Source organism: Teredinibacter franksiae, assembly GCF_014218805.1.
Classification (GTDB): domain Bacteria; phylum Pseudomonadota; class Gammaproteobacteria; order Pseudomonadales; family Cellvibrionaceae; genus Teredinibacter; species Teredinibacter franksiae.
The window spans coordinates 17,970-33,832 of the sequence record NZ_JACJUV010000008.1 but is presented as its reverse complement, the minus strand read 5'-3'; the positions used below and the strand labels follow the sequence as shown (position 1 = coordinate 33,832).

At 47.7% G+C, this 15,863-nt stretch carries 15 protein-coding genes; 9 read left to right on the top strand and 6 right to left on the bottom strand.

Annotated features, from left to right (window positions below; genetic code table 11):
- The first annotated feature begins 1 nt into the window (after position 1).
- The 9 genes from purF (at position 2) to H5336_RS19965 (ending at position 11,723) form a co-directional block, all read left to right on the top strand.
- Positions 2 to 1,525: an amidophosphoribosyltransferase gene (purF, locus tag H5336_RS20005; protein ID WP_185236231.1), complete on the top strand. Its 1,524-nt coding sequence runs from the start codon at positions 2 to 4 to the stop codon at positions 1,523 to 1,525.
- A gap of 84 nt (positions 1,526 to 1,609) precedes the next feature.
- A complete protein-coding gene (locus H5336_RS20000; RefSeq protein ID WP_185236230.1) occupies positions 1,610 to 2,818 on the top strand; it encodes an O-succinylhomoserine sulfhydrylase in 1,209 nt (402 codons plus the stop codon).
- A gap of 7 nt (positions 2,819 to 2,825) precedes the next feature.
- On the top strand, positions 2,826 to 3,806 hold the full coding sequence (locus H5336_RS19995) for a VanZ family protein (protein ID WP_313558090.1): 981 nt from the start codon (positions 2,826 to 2,828) through the stop codon (positions 3,804 to 3,806).
- 43 nt (positions 3,807 to 3,849) lie between these two features.
- Entirely contained in the window at positions 3,850 to 4,788 is a 939-nt protein-coding gene (locus H5336_RS19990; RefSeq protein ID WP_185236228.1) for an AAA family ATPase, read from the top strand.
- A 221-nt stretch (positions 4,789 to 5,009) separates the two neighbouring features.
- Positions 5,010 to 6,014 carry a DUF58 domain-containing protein gene (locus H5336_RS19985; RefSeq protein ID WP_246439452.1) on the top strand — a complete coding sequence of 335 codons (1,005 nt, stop codon included), beginning with the start codon at positions 5,010 to 5,012 and terminating at the stop codon, positions 6,012 to 6,014.
- A 10-nt stretch (positions 6,015 to 6,024) separates the two neighbouring features.
- Complete coding sequence (locus tag H5336_RS19980) at positions 6,025 to 8,127, top strand: transglutaminase TgpA family protein (protein ID WP_185236227.1); 2,103 nt, start codon at positions 6,025 to 6,027, stop codon at positions 8,125 to 8,127.
- A 248-nt stretch (positions 8,128 to 8,375) separates the two neighbouring features.
- The gene (locus H5336_RS19975) at positions 8,376 to 9,668 is read left to right on the top strand and encodes an ammonium transporter (protein WP_185236226.1); all 1,293 of its coding nucleotides are present in this window, start codon (positions 8,376 to 8,378) and stop codon (positions 9,666 to 9,668) included.
- A gap of 83 nt (positions 9,669 to 9,751) precedes the next feature.
- On the top strand, positions 9,752 to 10,963 hold the full coding sequence (locus H5336_RS19970; RefSeq protein ID WP_185236225.1) for an MFS transporter: 1,212 nt from the start codon (positions 9,752 to 9,754) through the stop codon (positions 10,961 to 10,963).
- Positions 10,964 to 11,123: 160 nt separating this feature from the next.
- Positions 11,124 to 11,723, top strand: coding sequence for an acetate uptake transporter (locus H5336_RS19965; RefSeq protein ID WP_185236224.1), 600 nt, complete (start codon positions 11,124 to 11,126; stop codon positions 11,721 to 11,723).
- A gap of 7 nt (positions 11,724 to 11,730) precedes the next feature.
- Here the strand turns inward: H5336_RS19965 and H5336_RS19960 are convergent, their stop codons facing one another.
- The 6 genes from H5336_RS19960 to H5336_RS19935 are packed head-to-tail and all read right to left on the bottom strand — an operon-like array spanning position 11,731 to position 15,768.
- Positions 11,731 to 12,504: a TrmH family RNA methyltransferase gene (locus H5336_RS19960; protein ID WP_185236223.1), complete on the bottom strand. Its 774-nt coding sequence runs from the start codon at positions 12,502 to 12,504 to the stop codon at positions 11,731 to 11,733.
- A 3-nt stretch (positions 12,505 to 12,507) separates the two neighbouring features.
- Positions 12,508 to 13,278, bottom strand: coding sequence for a pyridoxine 5'-phosphate synthase (locus H5336_RS19955; RefSeq protein WP_185236222.1), 771 nt, complete (start codon positions 13,276 to 13,278; stop codon positions 12,508 to 12,510).
- Between the two features lie 14 nt (positions 13,279 to 13,292).
- Positions 13,293 to 13,904, bottom strand: coding sequence for a peptidylprolyl isomerase (locus H5336_RS19950; protein WP_185236221.1), 612 nt, complete (start codon positions 13,902 to 13,904; stop codon positions 13,293 to 13,295).
- A gap of 12 nt (positions 13,905 to 13,916) precedes the next feature.
- Positions 13,917 to 14,636 carry a TIGR04211 family SH3 domain-containing protein gene (locus tag H5336_RS19945; protein WP_185236220.1) on the bottom strand — a complete coding sequence of 240 codons (720 nt, stop codon included), beginning with the start codon at positions 14,634 to 14,636 and terminating at the stop codon, positions 13,917 to 13,919.
- Positions 14,637 to 14,661: 25 nt separating this feature from the next.
- Positions 14,662 to 14,961 carry a YciI family protein gene (locus tag H5336_RS19940; RefSeq protein ID WP_185236219.1) on the bottom strand — a complete coding sequence of 100 codons (300 nt, stop codon included), beginning with the start codon at positions 14,959 to 14,961 and terminating at the stop codon, positions 14,662 to 14,664.
- A 3-nt stretch (positions 14,962 to 14,964) separates the two neighbouring features.
- Positions 14,965 to 15,768: a VC0807 family protein gene (locus H5336_RS19935; protein ID WP_313558084.1), complete on the bottom strand. Its 804-nt coding sequence runs from the start codon at positions 15,766 to 15,768 to the stop codon at positions 14,965 to 14,967.
- Positions 15,769 to 15,863: the final 95 nt, after the last annotated feature.

Here is a 15,863-nt window from a genome sequence, read left to right as displayed (position 1 = left end):
TATGTGCGGTATTGTCGGAATTGTAGGTAAGAAAGACGTAAATCTTGGGTTGTACGATGCGCTTACCATGCTACAACATCGTGGCCAGGATGCGGCAGGAATCATGACTTGCAAAGACGGCAAGTTTGCTCAACAGAAAGCCGTTGGCTTGGTGAAGGATGTTTTCCGAACCCGGCACATGCAGCGACTTGCGGGCAATATGGGTATTGGCCATGTGCGCTACCCAACCGCAGGGAGCACAGGGCCTGCACTGGCCCAGCCTTTCTACGTCAACTCTCCCTATGGTATTGCTCTTGCTCACAATGGCAATCTAACCAATGCTGATGAGTTACGTCAAAACCTTTTCAAGGCCGATCTGCGCCACGTCAATACCGACTCAGACTCCGAAGTCCTGCTTAACGTATTTGCCCACGAGATACAGCTGCAAGGCAAATTTCAGCCGGCCGCAGAAGATGTGTTTCGTGCAGTAGAGGGCGTTCATAAGCGAGTTCGTGGCGGTTATGCTGTTGTGGGGATGATTGCCAATTATGGTGTATTCGCTTTTCGTGACCCAAATGGTATTCGACCGCTTGTTTACGGATACCGTGACACTGACCACGGTCGGGAATACATGATTGCTTCCGAGAGTGTTGCGCTTGATGTCTTGGGTTACACGCTGGTGCGGGACGTAGGCCCTGGAGAGTGTGTTTACATTACTGTCGATGGCGAGCTGTTTACGCACCAATGCGTGGACAATCCTAGCTACAGCCCGTGTATTTTTGAGCACGTATATTTTGCACGTCCAGATTCTATTATGGATGGCGTGTCTGTCTATAAAGCACGCCTGCGTCAAGGCGAAAAACTCGCAGAGAAAATTTTACGTGAGCGACCTGATCACGATATTGATGTGGTTATTCCCATTCCTGATAGCAGCCGCGTAGCCGGGCAGGCCATGGCTCATACCATGGGCGTTAAATTTCGCGAAGGCTTGGTAAAAAATCGCTATATCGGTCGAACCTTCATTATGCCGGGCCAGCAGTTACGACGTAAGTCAGTACGCCAAAAGCTCAACGTTATCGATTTGGAGTTTAGGGATAAAAACGTGATGCTGGTGGATGACTCGATTGTGCGTGGCACTACTTGCCAACAAATCATCCAAATGGCTCGTGATGCGGGCGCGGCAAAAGTGTATTTCGCCTCTGCTGCCCCCGCTGTGATGTACCCCAATGTCTACGGCATCGATATGCCCAGCGCGGAGGAGCTAATTGCCCACGGGCGAACAGAAAAAGAAATTTGCGAAGAAATCGGTGCCGACTGGTTGATCTATCAAGACATCGAAGATTTGATTGCAGCATCCGGTGAAGGTAATCCGGAAATACCTCAGTTTGATTGTGCGGTGTTTAATGGTGAGTATGTAACGGGTGATGTCGATACAGCTTATCTCAATAAGCTCGACAAAATGCGCAACGACAAGGTTAAATCGTCGACGGAAGACGCCAATAATTCCGGTGGTAATGCCATGGTTGGCATTCACAACGACGAATAGCGTTGCTTTCTTGACCTAGCCTTACTCCAAATTGCCTAGAATCAGGGTGAAAATATACATGCTGATTGTTTCTCGAGTTGAAATATGACTGAAGAACTACCCCTTAATCCTTTAGAATTCCTCCAAGGCGCTGAGCTGGACACCCTAGCGGTGCGTGCGGGGCAGGTTCGCTCCCATGAAGGTGAGCACGGTGAGCCGATCTATACCACATCGAGCTATGTGTTCAAAAATGCAGCAGAAGCGGCCGCTCGTTTTTCAGGCGAGCAGCCAGGCAACGTTTACTCACGTTATACCAACCCAACGGTGCGCACTTTTGAACAGCGTATTGCTGCGCTCGAGGGCGCAGAGGCAGGTGTTGCTGCAGCTTCGGGTATGGCCGCTATTCTAAGTACTTGCATGGCGTTTCTACAGGCCGGTGATCACGTAATATGTTCGCGAAGTGTGTTCGGTACAACAACGGTATTGTTTACAAAATACCTGCAAAAATTCGGCGTCAACGTTGATCTGGTGTCTCTTACCGATTTACCGCAGTGGAAAAACGCGCTTACCAAAAAAACGCGTTTATTGTTTGCCGAAACGCCTTCAAACCCCCTCAGCGATGTTGCCGATATTGCCAAGCTTGCGGCTATTGCCCACAGCCAAGACGCACTGCTGGTTATTGATAATTGCTTTTGTACACCGGCTTTACAGCAGCCGCTCGCACTGGGTGCCGATATTGTTGTGCACTCGGCCACTAAATACCTAGATGGTCAGGGGCGCTGCCTTGGCGGAGCTGTTGTTGGCAAAAAAGAGCATATGGATGAAGTGCTAGGTTTTATCCGTACTTGCGGGCCTACCATGAGCCCATTCAATGCTTGGGTGTTTCTGAAAGGGCTGGAAACGCTGCGTTTAAGAATGGACGCTCATTCGGCTAATGCGCTGCAATTGGCACTTTGGCTGCAGGTGCAACCCGCAGTAGAGCACGTGTACTACGGTGGCTTGAAAGATCATCCGTCCCATGCGTTGGCGAAAAAGCAGCAACGCGCGTTTGGTGGCGTACTTTCATTTACGGTAAGAGGAGGACGCGAGGAAGCGTGGAAGGTACTTGACGCAATTCGGGTCATCTCTCATACCGCAAATTTGGGCGATGCCAAATCAACGATTGTGCATCCAGCTACCACAACACACGGTCGTTTGAGCGGCGAAGATAGGGCGGCGGCAGGTATTACTGAAAACCTAATTCGGATGGCGGTTGGCTTAGAATCTGTTGAGGACCTTAAAAAGGATCTTAACAGAGGCTTGAGCCTGCTCTAGCGCTATTGTGGCCTTTTTTAAGCAACTGGATGTCGCAAAATTAAGCCCCCGATTATGGTTGGGGCTGAGCTTTCTTGTCGTTATTCTACTCGTAAACAGTTGGGTTCTGTTTTTTTTGAAGCTCCCCGTAGATAATTCTTATTTCTGGGCTTCGCTACATAATGCTGGCCACGCGCTCATATTCTTAGGTTTGGGTCTAACCACAAGCCTTACCCTCCACAGGTATGTATTGCATCAACAAATGGCGATGACTGCACTGGTTACGTTGCTTGTGTGCCTGTTGTTTGGTGGTGCCGTTGAACTGGTTCAGGCGCGTGTTGGGCGTGAGGCAAGTTGGTTTGACTTCCGATTGGATATTGTCGGTACCCTTGCCGGCCTTGGGTTTTACTACGCGGTGTACACCAAAGGTATAAAGCGACTGGTGGGCTTACTGGTATTCGCTTTACTGCTAATGGTGGGGGTCAGTGAGCCTGTTAAGTGGGCTTTCGCTGAGCGGTACCGCGCGCAAGCTTTTCCCGTTCTGGCCGATTTCGACAATCACTGGTTAAACGCCTATGCTCATTCGGCTTACCGCGCAAAATTCTCAATCGAAAACGCTCCCAGCGGCTGGATAGGCAATACCTCTAAAGTGGGGCGCTTAGATTTAGTACCAGGTCCTTGGCCTGGTGTCACAATAGAAGAGGTGCATCCAGATTGGCGTGAACATAGTGCTTTTTCGGTTGAAATTTTTAACCCAATAGACGAAGACGTCCGGTTGGTTGTGCGCATCCATGATGCCAAACATAATAATCAGCACAACGATCGTTTCAATAAAACCTACCAAATAAAACCCGGTTTACAGACGATTCGCATACCTTTGCAAAAAATAAAAATGGCGCCCAAAAAACGTGAGCTGGATATGGGGCGAATTAGCACCGTTATGTTCTATTCTTACAAGATTCAGGAAGAACGTGTGTTATATATCGATAATGTGGTGCTACATCAGTAAACGGTAAGCTCCATGGGCGCAATACGACTAAGGTACTGAGTGAATGAACTCTCTGATGAATGCGGTAGTTGATGAAGTTGGCACAATACTGCTGGGTAAGGAAAAACAAGTAAAGCTTGCCGTTACCTGTCTTTTTGCTCGCGGCCACCTCTTGATAGAAGACCTACCCGGTATGGGTAAAACCACCCTTGCTCAGTGCCTAGCTAAAGTTCTTGGGCTCGAATACAAACGCGTTCAATTTACCAGTGATTTATTGCCTGCGGATATTCTGGGAGCTGCGATTTACAATCGACAGACTTCTGAATTCAAATTTATGCAGGGGCCAATTTTCACTCAAGTTTTGTTGGCCGACGAAATTAATCGCACAACGCCTAAAACGCAAAGTGCCTTGCTGGAGGCTATGGAGGAGCGTCAGGTCACCATAGAAGGCCAGACTCGCCCCTTGCCAGAGCCATTTTTTGTTATCGCCACGCAAAACCCGCTGACGCAAGCCGGCACTTACCCTTTGCCAGAATCTCAACTCGATCGTTTTCTCATGCGTATTTCGCTCGGCTACCCCAATCGTGCTACCGAACAGAAGTTATTTAAAGGCTTAGACCCGCGCACACGATTACAGCATGTACAACCGGTAACGGACCTAAAAAAAATGACTCAAATACAGGCTCTCGTCGATGAAGTGAAAGCAACCGACCAGTTGCTAGATTACTTACAGCGATTAGTGGACTTTACTCGGTTTGATGAAAGCTTTAGTTATGGTTTGTCACCGCGAGGGGCTTTAGCATGGCTGCGGGCAGCTAAAGCGTGGGCACTGTTGGAAGGCCGAGAGCACTTGCTGCCGGAAGACATTCAAATAGTGCTACCTTCTGTTGTTGGTCATCGTGTGCGTGGTGTTCACACCCACTCTACCGATGGGAAATCAGAGCGCGCTCGCTCATTGGTCGATCACCTGTTAACAAGCGTCGATGTTTTGCCTGTACGTTAGTGGTTAAAGCAATGTTGTGGCTATCTGCTCGGTGGCAAAGAATGTTGACCACCTCTCAAATAAATATTTTTAGGCTCGGTGCTGGCAAACTTGGTCTGTACAGCGCAAGCTCGGTTGTCTTTTTAGTCAGATCAAAGCAGTAAAAAAATTCTCGGGGCCACCGGTATGCCTGAAAATTTGCCTTTCGCATGAGAAACACGTAAAGCCAGAGGCTAAAAGCAATGAATAAGGGTACGCTTATGTTTGTTCACGGAAAAAGTTTGCTAAATCCAGTTGCCCATTTTTTTAGTCAGCGTTTTTTCCGCTTTATTGATAAGCGCGTGCATCCGGCTAACGAGCACGTGCTTAACCGAAAAAAGCTCTATATTTTCCCGTCATTGCGTGGCTTTGCACTCATTCTAATTCTCTTGGTGCTATGGTTGCTTGGCACTAATTACCAGAACAACATGATTTTAGCGTTGGCTTTTCTATTAACCAGTGTATTCGTTGTAGCCATACTACATACCCATAAAAACCTTTCTTCGCTTCATGTTGATTACATTGGCACATCTCCAGCTTTTGCGGGGGAGGAGGTTGATTTTATTTTTTGCCTGCGAACAGGCTCAACACGTTTTGCTGAAAATCTTGAAGTGGGGTGGCAAGAGGCAGACGACAAGGTGGTGAATATTGATGTCCCCAGTGACGATGTTGTACGTGTACGTATTCCACTGGCGAGCCATAAGCGTGGGTGGTTAAAGCCCGGTAGAATGTTGGTGCAAAGTTATTTCCCACTTGGTATTTTGCGCTGCTGGTCTTGGTTGAATTGGGATGTTGCGGCACTTATTTATCCTTCGCCTATGCCCGGGCCGCTATCTGGGCAGGCAAAAGTAGACGATACGGGCGAGGGGTTACACCCTGTGCGTGGTGGAGAGGACTATAGCGGTCTGCGTGAGTATACGCCGGGTGATTCTCTTAAATTAGTATCTTGGAAGCACTATGCACAGGAAAAAGGTTTGTACGTTAAAGAGTTTAGCCAGAATGTATCTGAGGAGCGTTGGTTAGATTTTTCGGATATTCCCATTGCCGATGTGGAAAAAAAGCTCTCCATATTGTGCTACTGGGTTCTACAGTTTAGTCAGCGCGATGAGCCCTTTGGGCTGCTATTGCCTGGCCTGACTGTTGGGCCTGATAAAGGTGAGAATCATCGCCGACAGCTTTTGGAGTCATTGGCAATGTTTAAAGGCTGAGGTGTTTTAAATGTTGCAATCAAACACGCAAGCTCACGTGGCTAGTAGCGGTGACACTGCTGGACGTTTTGCTAGTCGTTATGTGAGTCGTGAAACGCTCACATGGGTTTTCTTTGCTCAGGGCGTATCGATTGTTCCTTTGTTTTTCTTTCTGCCTTTTTGGTTGGCTGTTATATGGGTTGCTGCGGTGTTGCTGCGTGTACAAATATTTCGTGGTGTTTGGCCTTTTCCGAATACAATTGTTAAGTTCATTTTTGGTTCACTCGGAATAGTTGGTTTATATTTTAGTTATGGTGGCCGTATGGGGGTAGATCCCATGATTGGCTTGCTGGTTCTCGCGTTTGTTTTGAAATTGATCGAAGTTAGAAGCCGCCAAGATGTACTAATTGTTTTGTATATTGGTTTTGTTGCGATCGCTGCGCAATTGTTGATGGCTCCCAACTTCTGGATGGGACTTTATGGTCTGGCGTCCTGTTGTGTGTTGTTGTCGGCATTACAGCAAGTCTTTCAGCATCGAAGAGTCTCCACTAAATTAAGGTTGTGGAGCGGGTTTTCAATATTGTTGCAGGCTCTGCCGGTTATGCTTGTGCTGTTTTTGGTTATGCCTCGCCTCGGTCAGCTGTGGGCGGTGCCTTCACTTACGCAAACCGGGAAAACCGGTTTTAGTGATTCAATGTCGCCTGGTGATTTCAGTAACCTGATCAAATCAGACGCTATTGCTTTTCGTGCGACCTTCGGCGATAGCCGTATACCAGCGCCGAGGCAGCGCTATTGGCGCGGTTTAGTGCTGGAGACATTTGACGGGAAAGCCTGGAAGCGACCCGGAGGCTGGTATTCTGTTACGGCGAATTCACTTCCTAGTGATCAGCCTAATCCCGGGTGGAATCTTTTTGCCCGCAATAGCGAGGGCGATCTTGTTTCTGTTGATTCAGCACTAAGTGATGAAACAAGCTTCCGGTATTCGGTGTTACTGGAGCCCCACAATTACGCATGGTTGTTCACGTTAGTAGCGCCTGTGGAGGCATACTCCGCCACGCTGCGCACCCGTTTTTCCCCTGATGTACTATTGACGAGTCAGGTGCCGGTAACGTCACGGTCCCAATATGATGTTATTTCTTTTGAAAATTATCGATTCGGCTCTCAGTCGCTGTCATCAAAAGAGCTAACGCGGAACCTCAAGCTTCCACAGCAAGGTAACCCGCGTGCTCGGGCAATGGCTGAGCGGTGGCGAAACCAAAATTTACCGTCAGACTTAATTGTTGAGCGTGCTTTGGCCTATTACGCTAATAGTTTCACCTATACCTTACAGCCACCGTTACTGGGTGATGACCCCATTGATGATTTCCTTTTCTCGACCCAGCGAGGGTTTTGCGAACACTTTTCTTCTAGTTTTGTTTATCTAATGCGTGCTGCTGGTATTCCGGCCCGTGTGGTGTTGGGCTATCAAGGTGGGGAGTATCGGGAGGCGGGACGATACCTGGTTGTTCGTCAATCGGATGCACATGCCTGGGCCGAAGTCTGGGTAGCGGGGCGGGGATGGACGCGTATTGATCCTACTGCCGCGGTTTCCCCCCTGCGAATCGAACGCGCGTTGTTCGAGACGGTTAACCGCGACGAATCTTCGCTAGTGGGCGGTGCATTTTTAAGGCTCAATGCACTGGCATGGCTTGGTCAAACCAAGCTGATGCTAGAGGAGTGGGATTATCTGTGGCAGACCCAAGTGATGGGCTACGACGATCACGCCCAGTCCGGGCTGCTGGAGCGGCTATTAGGTGGGCGCGACCCGTGGAGAATAGCCTTATTCTTTGTTTTGGGTGTTGGTGCTCCGCTTATGATTTACTATCTGACGGGCGTTTTAAGGTTCTCGAGTCGGGAGTACTCCCAGGAATTGGTACACCTGAGGAAGGTATTTCGCAAGCTAGATAAGGCGGGATTCCCCCGTAGGCAAGAAGAAACGCCCCACGACTACATGTTACGGATTTCGAAGCTCAGGCCCGAACTTGGGCCCCAGCTTAGGAAAATTGTCACGCTTTACTATGCGATTGCGTACGGGGCCAAGTGTACGCGACTAGATGACCTGAGGGTGGCCTGCCGACAGTTTTCTGCACGTTAAAAGGATACTTTTTTACCCGACCGGCTTTTGATATTCTCATTTCGGTGTGTGGTTGTCACAAAAGTCGCCTCTTGTGGTATTGTTGCCCCGCTGAAAATTTAGGGTCAAAATGGCGTATTGCGCTGGGGATCTTGGTGGTTAAATTTTCACCAACGACAAACAATAAACGCAAATACTCATACACAATAGTTGGAGTGGTGCGGGCCAGTGTCACTCGAATATAACCATAAAAAAATTGGGAGCAATTGATGAAAACAATTCTTCGCTCTTCTGCCGTTATAGGCCTGCTGCTACCGGCAGTCGCGTCGGCAGATGAATTAAGCGGCAGTAATACCGCCTGGATGCTGACGGCTACCGCCTTGGTTCTATTCATGACGCTGCCGGGTCTTTCCCTGTTTTACGGTGGATTGGTGCGTACTAAGAATGTGCTATCTATTTTAATGCAGTGTTTTGCGATTGCCTGCATGGCGTCGATAGTATGGCTGTTTATCGGCTATAGCCTTGCATTTGGTGAAGGTAACTTGGTCATTGGAGATTTGAGTAAGGCACTCTTGAGCGGCATTGGTTCAGGTTCTCTTACTGGAGATATCCCTGAAAGCCTGTTTGTTATGTTCCAAATGACATTCGTCATTATTACACCCGCATTGATAGTGGGGGCATTTGCCGAACGGATGAAATTCTCCTCCGTTATGGTGTTTAGCTTCTTTTGGATACTGCTGGTTTACGCGCCCATCTGCCATATGGTTTGGGGCGGCGGCTGGTTGGCAGAACTCGGCCTGTTGGATTTCGCGGGTGGTACTGTTGTGCACATTACTGCTGGCGTTGCTGCGCTTGTTGTGGCTTTGATGATTGGTAATCGTAAGGGATTCCCCGAGACGGCGATGCCACCACACAACATGACTATGACCGTCACCGGGGCTGGAATGCTTTGGGTTGGCTGGTTTGGCTTTAACGCGGGCAGCGCATTAGCGGCAAACGGCGATGCAGCTATGGCCATGTTGGTAACGCACATTTCCGCTGCTGCTGGTTCCATCGCGTGGATGTCAATGGAATGGTCTAAATTTGGAAAGCCAAGTGTTCTGGGGATCGTTACCGGTATGGTCGCAGGCTTAGGTACTATTACACCCGCTTCAGGCTTTGTTGGCCCAATGGGTGCGCTAGTAATAGGTCTTACCGCTGGTGTGGTGTGCTTTTATGCTACGCAGATTATTAAGCGTAAGTTGAAAATTGATGACTCGCTCGATGTCTTCCCGGTTCACGGGGTAGGCGGTATTCTGGGAACATTGGCTGCGGGTATATTCTGTTCTCCTGCATTGGGCATATTCTCCGGTAATGGTTACGGCGGTGAAAACGATTCCATTTCTTCTCAGTTTGGTGTGCAAGTTATTGGTGTAGTGTTCACTATTGTCTACACGGCTGTGGTCACTTTTATTATTATAAAAGTAACGGGCCTACTAACCTCCGGTATTCGTGTCGACCAAGACGAAGAAACCCAAGGTTTGGATTTAGTGCTTCACGAAGAGACCGGTTATAAGTACTAAATTTGGATTCATGTTCCGTAGAAAAGAGCCACCGACAGGGTGGCTCTTTTGTTTGTGTTGTTGCATAACCTCTATTAATTAAAATGCCCCATTCCGTTAAAATGTTTTTGGTAGCACATGGTGGTTCAGCCTTCGCGCTGGGCGTACATCAAGTATTGTTGGCTTGGTTGTGTATCAGTGCATTACAGCTTCCCGCGCATCAACTTGGCTGGGTTCAGGCTGCAGGCCTCCTTCCCAATCTGGTTGTTATGCTTATTGCGGGCGCCCTCGCGGATCGGCGCAATGCGATTCAATTAATGTGTGTCGCGCAAATTCTGTTGACTCTATGCTATCTATTGCTTTGCGTGCTGTTGGTTACCGAAAAACTTTCTTTGTTCAGTCTAATGTTTTACGCCGCTGCTGTTGGTTGTGCCAATGCGCTTATACAACCCGCCAGAGAGAAGGTCATCGGTTCTCTTAGTGAGCAAAGCGTACAGGTGAAAATCACCCGCGCGAGTATCGTACAGTTTTCTATGCAGGCATTAGGTGTGTTAGTGGCCTCTTTGTCGGATCAAACCGGTTTTTTATTGGTGATATCTATACAAGCGTTGGTCAGTGCTTTGGCCACGCTTCAATTGTTGTTGCTCGGTGGTACTATGAGGGATGGCGATAGCCCTGCACCTTTGGTAACGGCTAAAGTAAAACGTATGTCGAGCCAAATAATGGATGGCTTTAGTGTCGTGCTTGGCGATAGGCGTATTGCCCAATTAATTGCGTTGATTAGCTTTAATGGTGTTATGCATCTTGGTTTGTATATTGTGGCTATGCCGCTATTTGCGCGAGATGTCTATGGCTTTAATGCGCTGGAGTATGGTTTCCTGCAATTTTGCTTTGTGTTGGGTATGCTGGGTGCTTACCTTTTGCTGTTATTCCGGAAAAAAGTAGAGTACCCCGCTCAGGGGGCTTTATTCAGTTTACTCTATACGGCAATCGTTGGTTATGCGCTTTCGCGTGAACCTACTGTCGGCGGTTTATACGTACTGGTAATTTTTTGGGGTTGGGTGGCCGGCTATTCAGCAACCCATTGCCGGGTGATCATGCAAACACTGGCAACGCCGGAGTATAAAGGTAGGCTAATGTCGCTCTATCAATTCACCTTGTTTGGTATGGCACCGCTAGGGGCATTAGCAACAGGCTATTTTTCCATATTCTATTCGCTGCACACTATTTTCCAAATATTAAGTGGCGCAAGTGTTGTTATTTTCGTTCTCTTTCTATTCACCAAATCTATCTGGTCTGTCAAGCAGATTGGGTAAGCGCTATTGCACTTCTTTGATTGAAATCTAATTCATCGCTAATAGTTTCTCTATAGTTGATTGCACAACAGCCAAAGCTGTTTGTTCGCTGTTCACCCGGTTGGCCTGTGATCCAGGCCGACTGTTTCTTTCTGTTCCATCAATATAGAGAGTTTTGATTATGAGTATGGTGAGTGAATTAGTTGGCAATGAAATCGTTAATATCAAAACCAAGGATATTACGGCCAATCCCGCACCTTTAGGGCTAATGGGGTTTGGAATGACAACGGTGTTGTTGAATTTGCACAATGCAGGTTTATTTACCGTTGGTTCCATGATTTTAGCAATGGGCATATTTTATGGAGGCATCGCCCAGGTTGTCGCAGGTATTATGGAGTTCAAAAAAGGCAATACCTTTGGCACCACTGCATTTATTTCTTACGGATTCTTTTGGATAACGCTTGTTGCCTTATGGGTAATGCCGAAAATGGGTATTGTCGATGCGCCGCAAAATTCAGCAATGGTTGCCTGGCTGGTGATGTGGGGTGTATTTACAGCCATTCTATTTGTGGGTACGCTTAAGTTGAGCCGAGCACTTCAATTTATATTTGCATCGCTGGTGATTCTGTTTTTTCTTTTGGCGTTGGCTGACGCTACCGGTAGCGCAACGATTAAAATCATTGCGGGTTATGAAGGTGTTTTGTGCGGTGCTTCGGCAATCTACGCCGCGATGGGGCAAATCATTAACGAGGTCTACGGGCGAAATGTCGTTCCGCTCTAGTACTGGGTTATGCTGATTGGAATGCAATAATTCCGGCCGTAACGGCAACATTTAACGACTCGACACGATTGCGCATGGGAATTTTTACCGCCTGGCAGCACACCTGTGCGCAATCACCAGAAAGACCTTCGGTTTCATTTCCTAATACAAATACTCGGTTCTTATCGTTCTTCAGGTCGCTAAGCGTTTGAGTTGCATTACAATCCAGTCCAACAATTGCTGCCCCTGCCTGCTTGAAAGCCAGAAGACACTCGGCCAGATTATCGCACCGAATAATTTTTGCCCGGAAGAGGGTGCCGGCGCTTGCTTTTATAACAAGTGAGTCGAGTTTTGCACAGCCTTGCTTGGGCAAAATCAGTGCCTGCGCAGGTGATGCACAGACGGAGCGAATGATCATGCCAAGATTTTGTGGATTTGTGACGCCATCAACTGCCAAAAAAGTGGCGGCTTGGGGCAACCCGCTGGCGAGGTAGTCACGATAATCGGTAAAGCCACTTAATTTCAAATCAACCGCTACGCCCTGGTCTTGTTTGGCGTTTTTCGAAATACGAGAAAGCGCTTTTTTATCGTGGTACAAAATTTCGGCGCCGCGATTTTTTGCAAGCGTAGCGAGTTCCTCTAAAATTTTGGCCTGTTTATTACTCTCCGCCAGATGTAGCCTGAATACTTCAACATTTGTATCTGACATGGCCTCCATGCAGGGTTTTCGCCCGTATATGGTTAATAGTTGGCTATAAAACTGTTTACGTTCGAGGTAACGATCGGAATCTGTGTTGTTCATGGGTTAACCGGGCTGGCAAACGCTGAGGTAGCGTTGTACCGTTGCTTTCATTCCTATTAGCAGGGCATCGACTGTGAGTGCATGGCCAATTGAAACTTCCTGCAAGCCGGGAAGTTTCCGATACATAGCCATATTTTCCACATTAAGGTCGTGTCCGGCGTTAATGCCGAGGCCAATACTTTGGGCAAGTTGTGCGGCTTCGCCGTGTTGTTGGAATATTTCCTCTGCCTTATTTTGTTCGAATGCTTGGGCAAACGGACCGGTGTACAGCTCTATTCTATCGGCGCCTATTTCCTTCGCTAATCGAATTTGCTCGATGTCGGGGTCCATAAACAGCGATACACGAATGCCGTTATCTTTTAAGCGCCTGATCACGGGTTCCAATTGGCTTGCCGTGCTTGTTAAATCAAAACCATGGTCGGACGTTTTTTGGTTGTCGCTGTCTGGTACCAGTGTGCATTGGTCTGGCTGTGTCTCCAATGCCAGCGGAATTAACCCTGGGTAGTCACCGCGAGGGGCAGCTTGAGGGTTCCCTTCAATGTTGAATTCAGTATTCTTGCCGGTTTGTGCGCGAAAATATTTAACCACAAGCGCTAGCTCTCTTGTGTCGCAGGGTTTTATATGACGCTGGTCAGGGCGCGGATGTACAGTGAGACCGTTGGCGCCGTTGTCTAAGCAAAGTTGACCAAACTTTTTGAGGTCGGGGAAGTTGCCCTCCCGGGAGTTTCGGATGAGTGCGATTTTATTCAGGTTTATACTTAAAGCAATCGACATATACGGGCTCAAATCTATTTTTGTTCTTGGCTTTGTGTTTGTTTTTCGACTCGTCCGGCTTTTAAAATCCTAACCGGGTAGTTGGGTGCTTCGGGGTGTGCGCGATAAAGTCCTCGTGGTTCCCGCTCTACTTTTTTCACTACTTCAAAACCTTCTACAACTTTTGCAAATACCGCGTAGCCTGCGCTACCGCCGCCTTGGTCAAGGTTTTTGTTATGCTTGATGTTAATGAAAAACTGAGATGTTGCGCTGTCGGGGTTTGCCGTGCGAGCCATAGATAGGGTGGCCTTATAATTAAGTAGCTTGTTGTCTGCTTCATTTTTAATGGGTGCTGCTGGTTCCTTGCGTTTGAAATCGAAGGTATAGCCGCCACCTTGAATAACAAAGTCATCTATCACGCGGTGAAAAATAGTGCCTACGTAAAAGCCTGTGTCGACATAATGTAAAAAATTTGCAACTGTGATGGGCGCTTTTTTTGGGTACAGTTCGATGGTTATTCTTCCGAGATCAGTTTCGAAAAAAACTCTGGGGTTATCTGGGTCGCTTACCCCTTTGTTTTCGTCGGCAGCATAAACCGCTGAAAATGGGAGGGTAAATAATAGTGTAAAAAGGAACGCGCGTAGCATAATTAACTCCTGTTAGCTCCACTCAGAATATCGTTTTTTTGGTTTGATTGCGGGAAGTATATAGGCCAGCAGTACGCCAATGAGTAAAATCCCTACACCATAAAGCATAAAGTTTACCCGATTGTCATTGGCAAGCTTTTCATTTTCGGCGGTTAGAACGTCTTTTTCTGTTTGTAGCAGTTGGTGCTTTTCCAGTAATTCTCGGTAATTTTTCTCTAGGCTTATAGCGCTGGCTGACAAGTTTTTTATTCGCTCAAGCTCGCTGGACATCTTCGAACGGGCGCTAGAGTCGGATGATGATTTGTTCGTTAGCTCAGCGTTTGCCTTTTTCATTGCATTGTTTTCAGCCGCTAGCTGAGTATTGCTTTTTTTCAGCCTCGCTAGCTCTGCGGTGACGCGAGTGAGTTGCAGGCGACCAGGTTGTTCTTCAATAATGTATTGATTCGGAATCCAACCCTCAATGCCCGCAGCGGTACGTACGCGTGTCCACTCACCGGAATCGCCTTCTTCTAGGAAGGTCAGCTGAGTACCACTTTTTAGCCCTGCGTTGACTATTCGGTATTGGTTGCCTTGGCCACTTCTAATAGGTACGTATAAAATGTCAGTGACATATCTAACCTCCGTTGGACTATTGTTTTGGCCATAAGTTGTGGGGCTGCTGAGTGAAGTAATTAGGACGAGGGTAGCCAGTCGAAACCCATGGCGTAGAGTGTCGGGATAATTTTTAAACATGGCAGAGCTCAAGCAAAAATGTGTTTTAAGGGAGAACTTTCTTGAATGGTTTTACAATAACTTGGTGATAAACACCAGCGGCCACATAGGGGTCGGCATTGGCCCACTCTTTAGCGTCGTCCAGTGAGTTGAATTGTGCGATGACCAGACTCCCTGTAAATCCGGCAGCACCAGGATCTTCGGCGTCTATAGCTGGGTGCGGGCCTGCTAGCAGTAGGCGGCTTTCGTCACGCAGTTTTTTCAACCTAGCAAGATGATCCGGGCGTGCCGTTTTACGTTTCTCGAGAGATTGTTGTACATCTTCACTGATAATGGCATAAAACATTTCTTATATTTCCTGCTTACTGGCCGTTGGCTCGGCTTGATTCTGTTGCTTCTGGCTGGGTTGTTCAAAATCGCCCTGCGCTTGTGGGTCTTCGCTGTCACTGTCCATATCGACGAGGATTTGTTCGAATTTTAACCCAGTAAGGGCCATAATTCGGCGCACTAAATAGAAAAGAATGCCGAATGTTAGGATCAATGAGGGTATAGCTATTACCGGGTAGCTGAGTGCCATCATGCGGCCTAATTCTTCGTTGAAGGCCTCTGTGCCGGGCGCGCTTACGACTACCCACTTGGCAAGTAAGTAGTTTAACACTGACGACAGCGTGAATGATGCGGCGATCATGGCGGTTGCGTTAAAAAATGTCCGCTCAAAAGCGGCGGAGTTCCCATTTTCTTCAAGTGATTGCTCAATTCGGGCGGTTTGCAGTAGATTGTCGTTATAGAGAAAAAGCTTGATTAGTGGTGACCGTGTTTTCAGCGTCACTAAAAATGCAATGGCAATAAGCGCGGGAATTCCGGCTTCCTTAATCGCAATGTACTTCGGGTCGAGCTCGAGTAGCGCGATGCCGCCGGTCATCAGAATGCTGAATACACCCAATGCGGAGAAGAAATTGATTTTTTTGATGCGGAAATAATCGAAAACGCCGTAGGTAATGGGGAATAGTAAGGCGACAATAAGGCCCAGCCTGGCGCCGAGTTCTTCAGGCCCGCTGAATTTCATCAAAATAATGGTAGGCACAGCGATGTTTAGCAGAAGGTTAATAAAAGGGTTTTCACGTTTGGGTTTAGATTTCGGCATATTTGACATAAAAGTTACAACTTTAAAGTGAGAAGGCTTATCCTTAGCCAGATATTATTCGTATGATATTTCGTTTGGTTTCAAATCGACGGAATTTCTCCGTA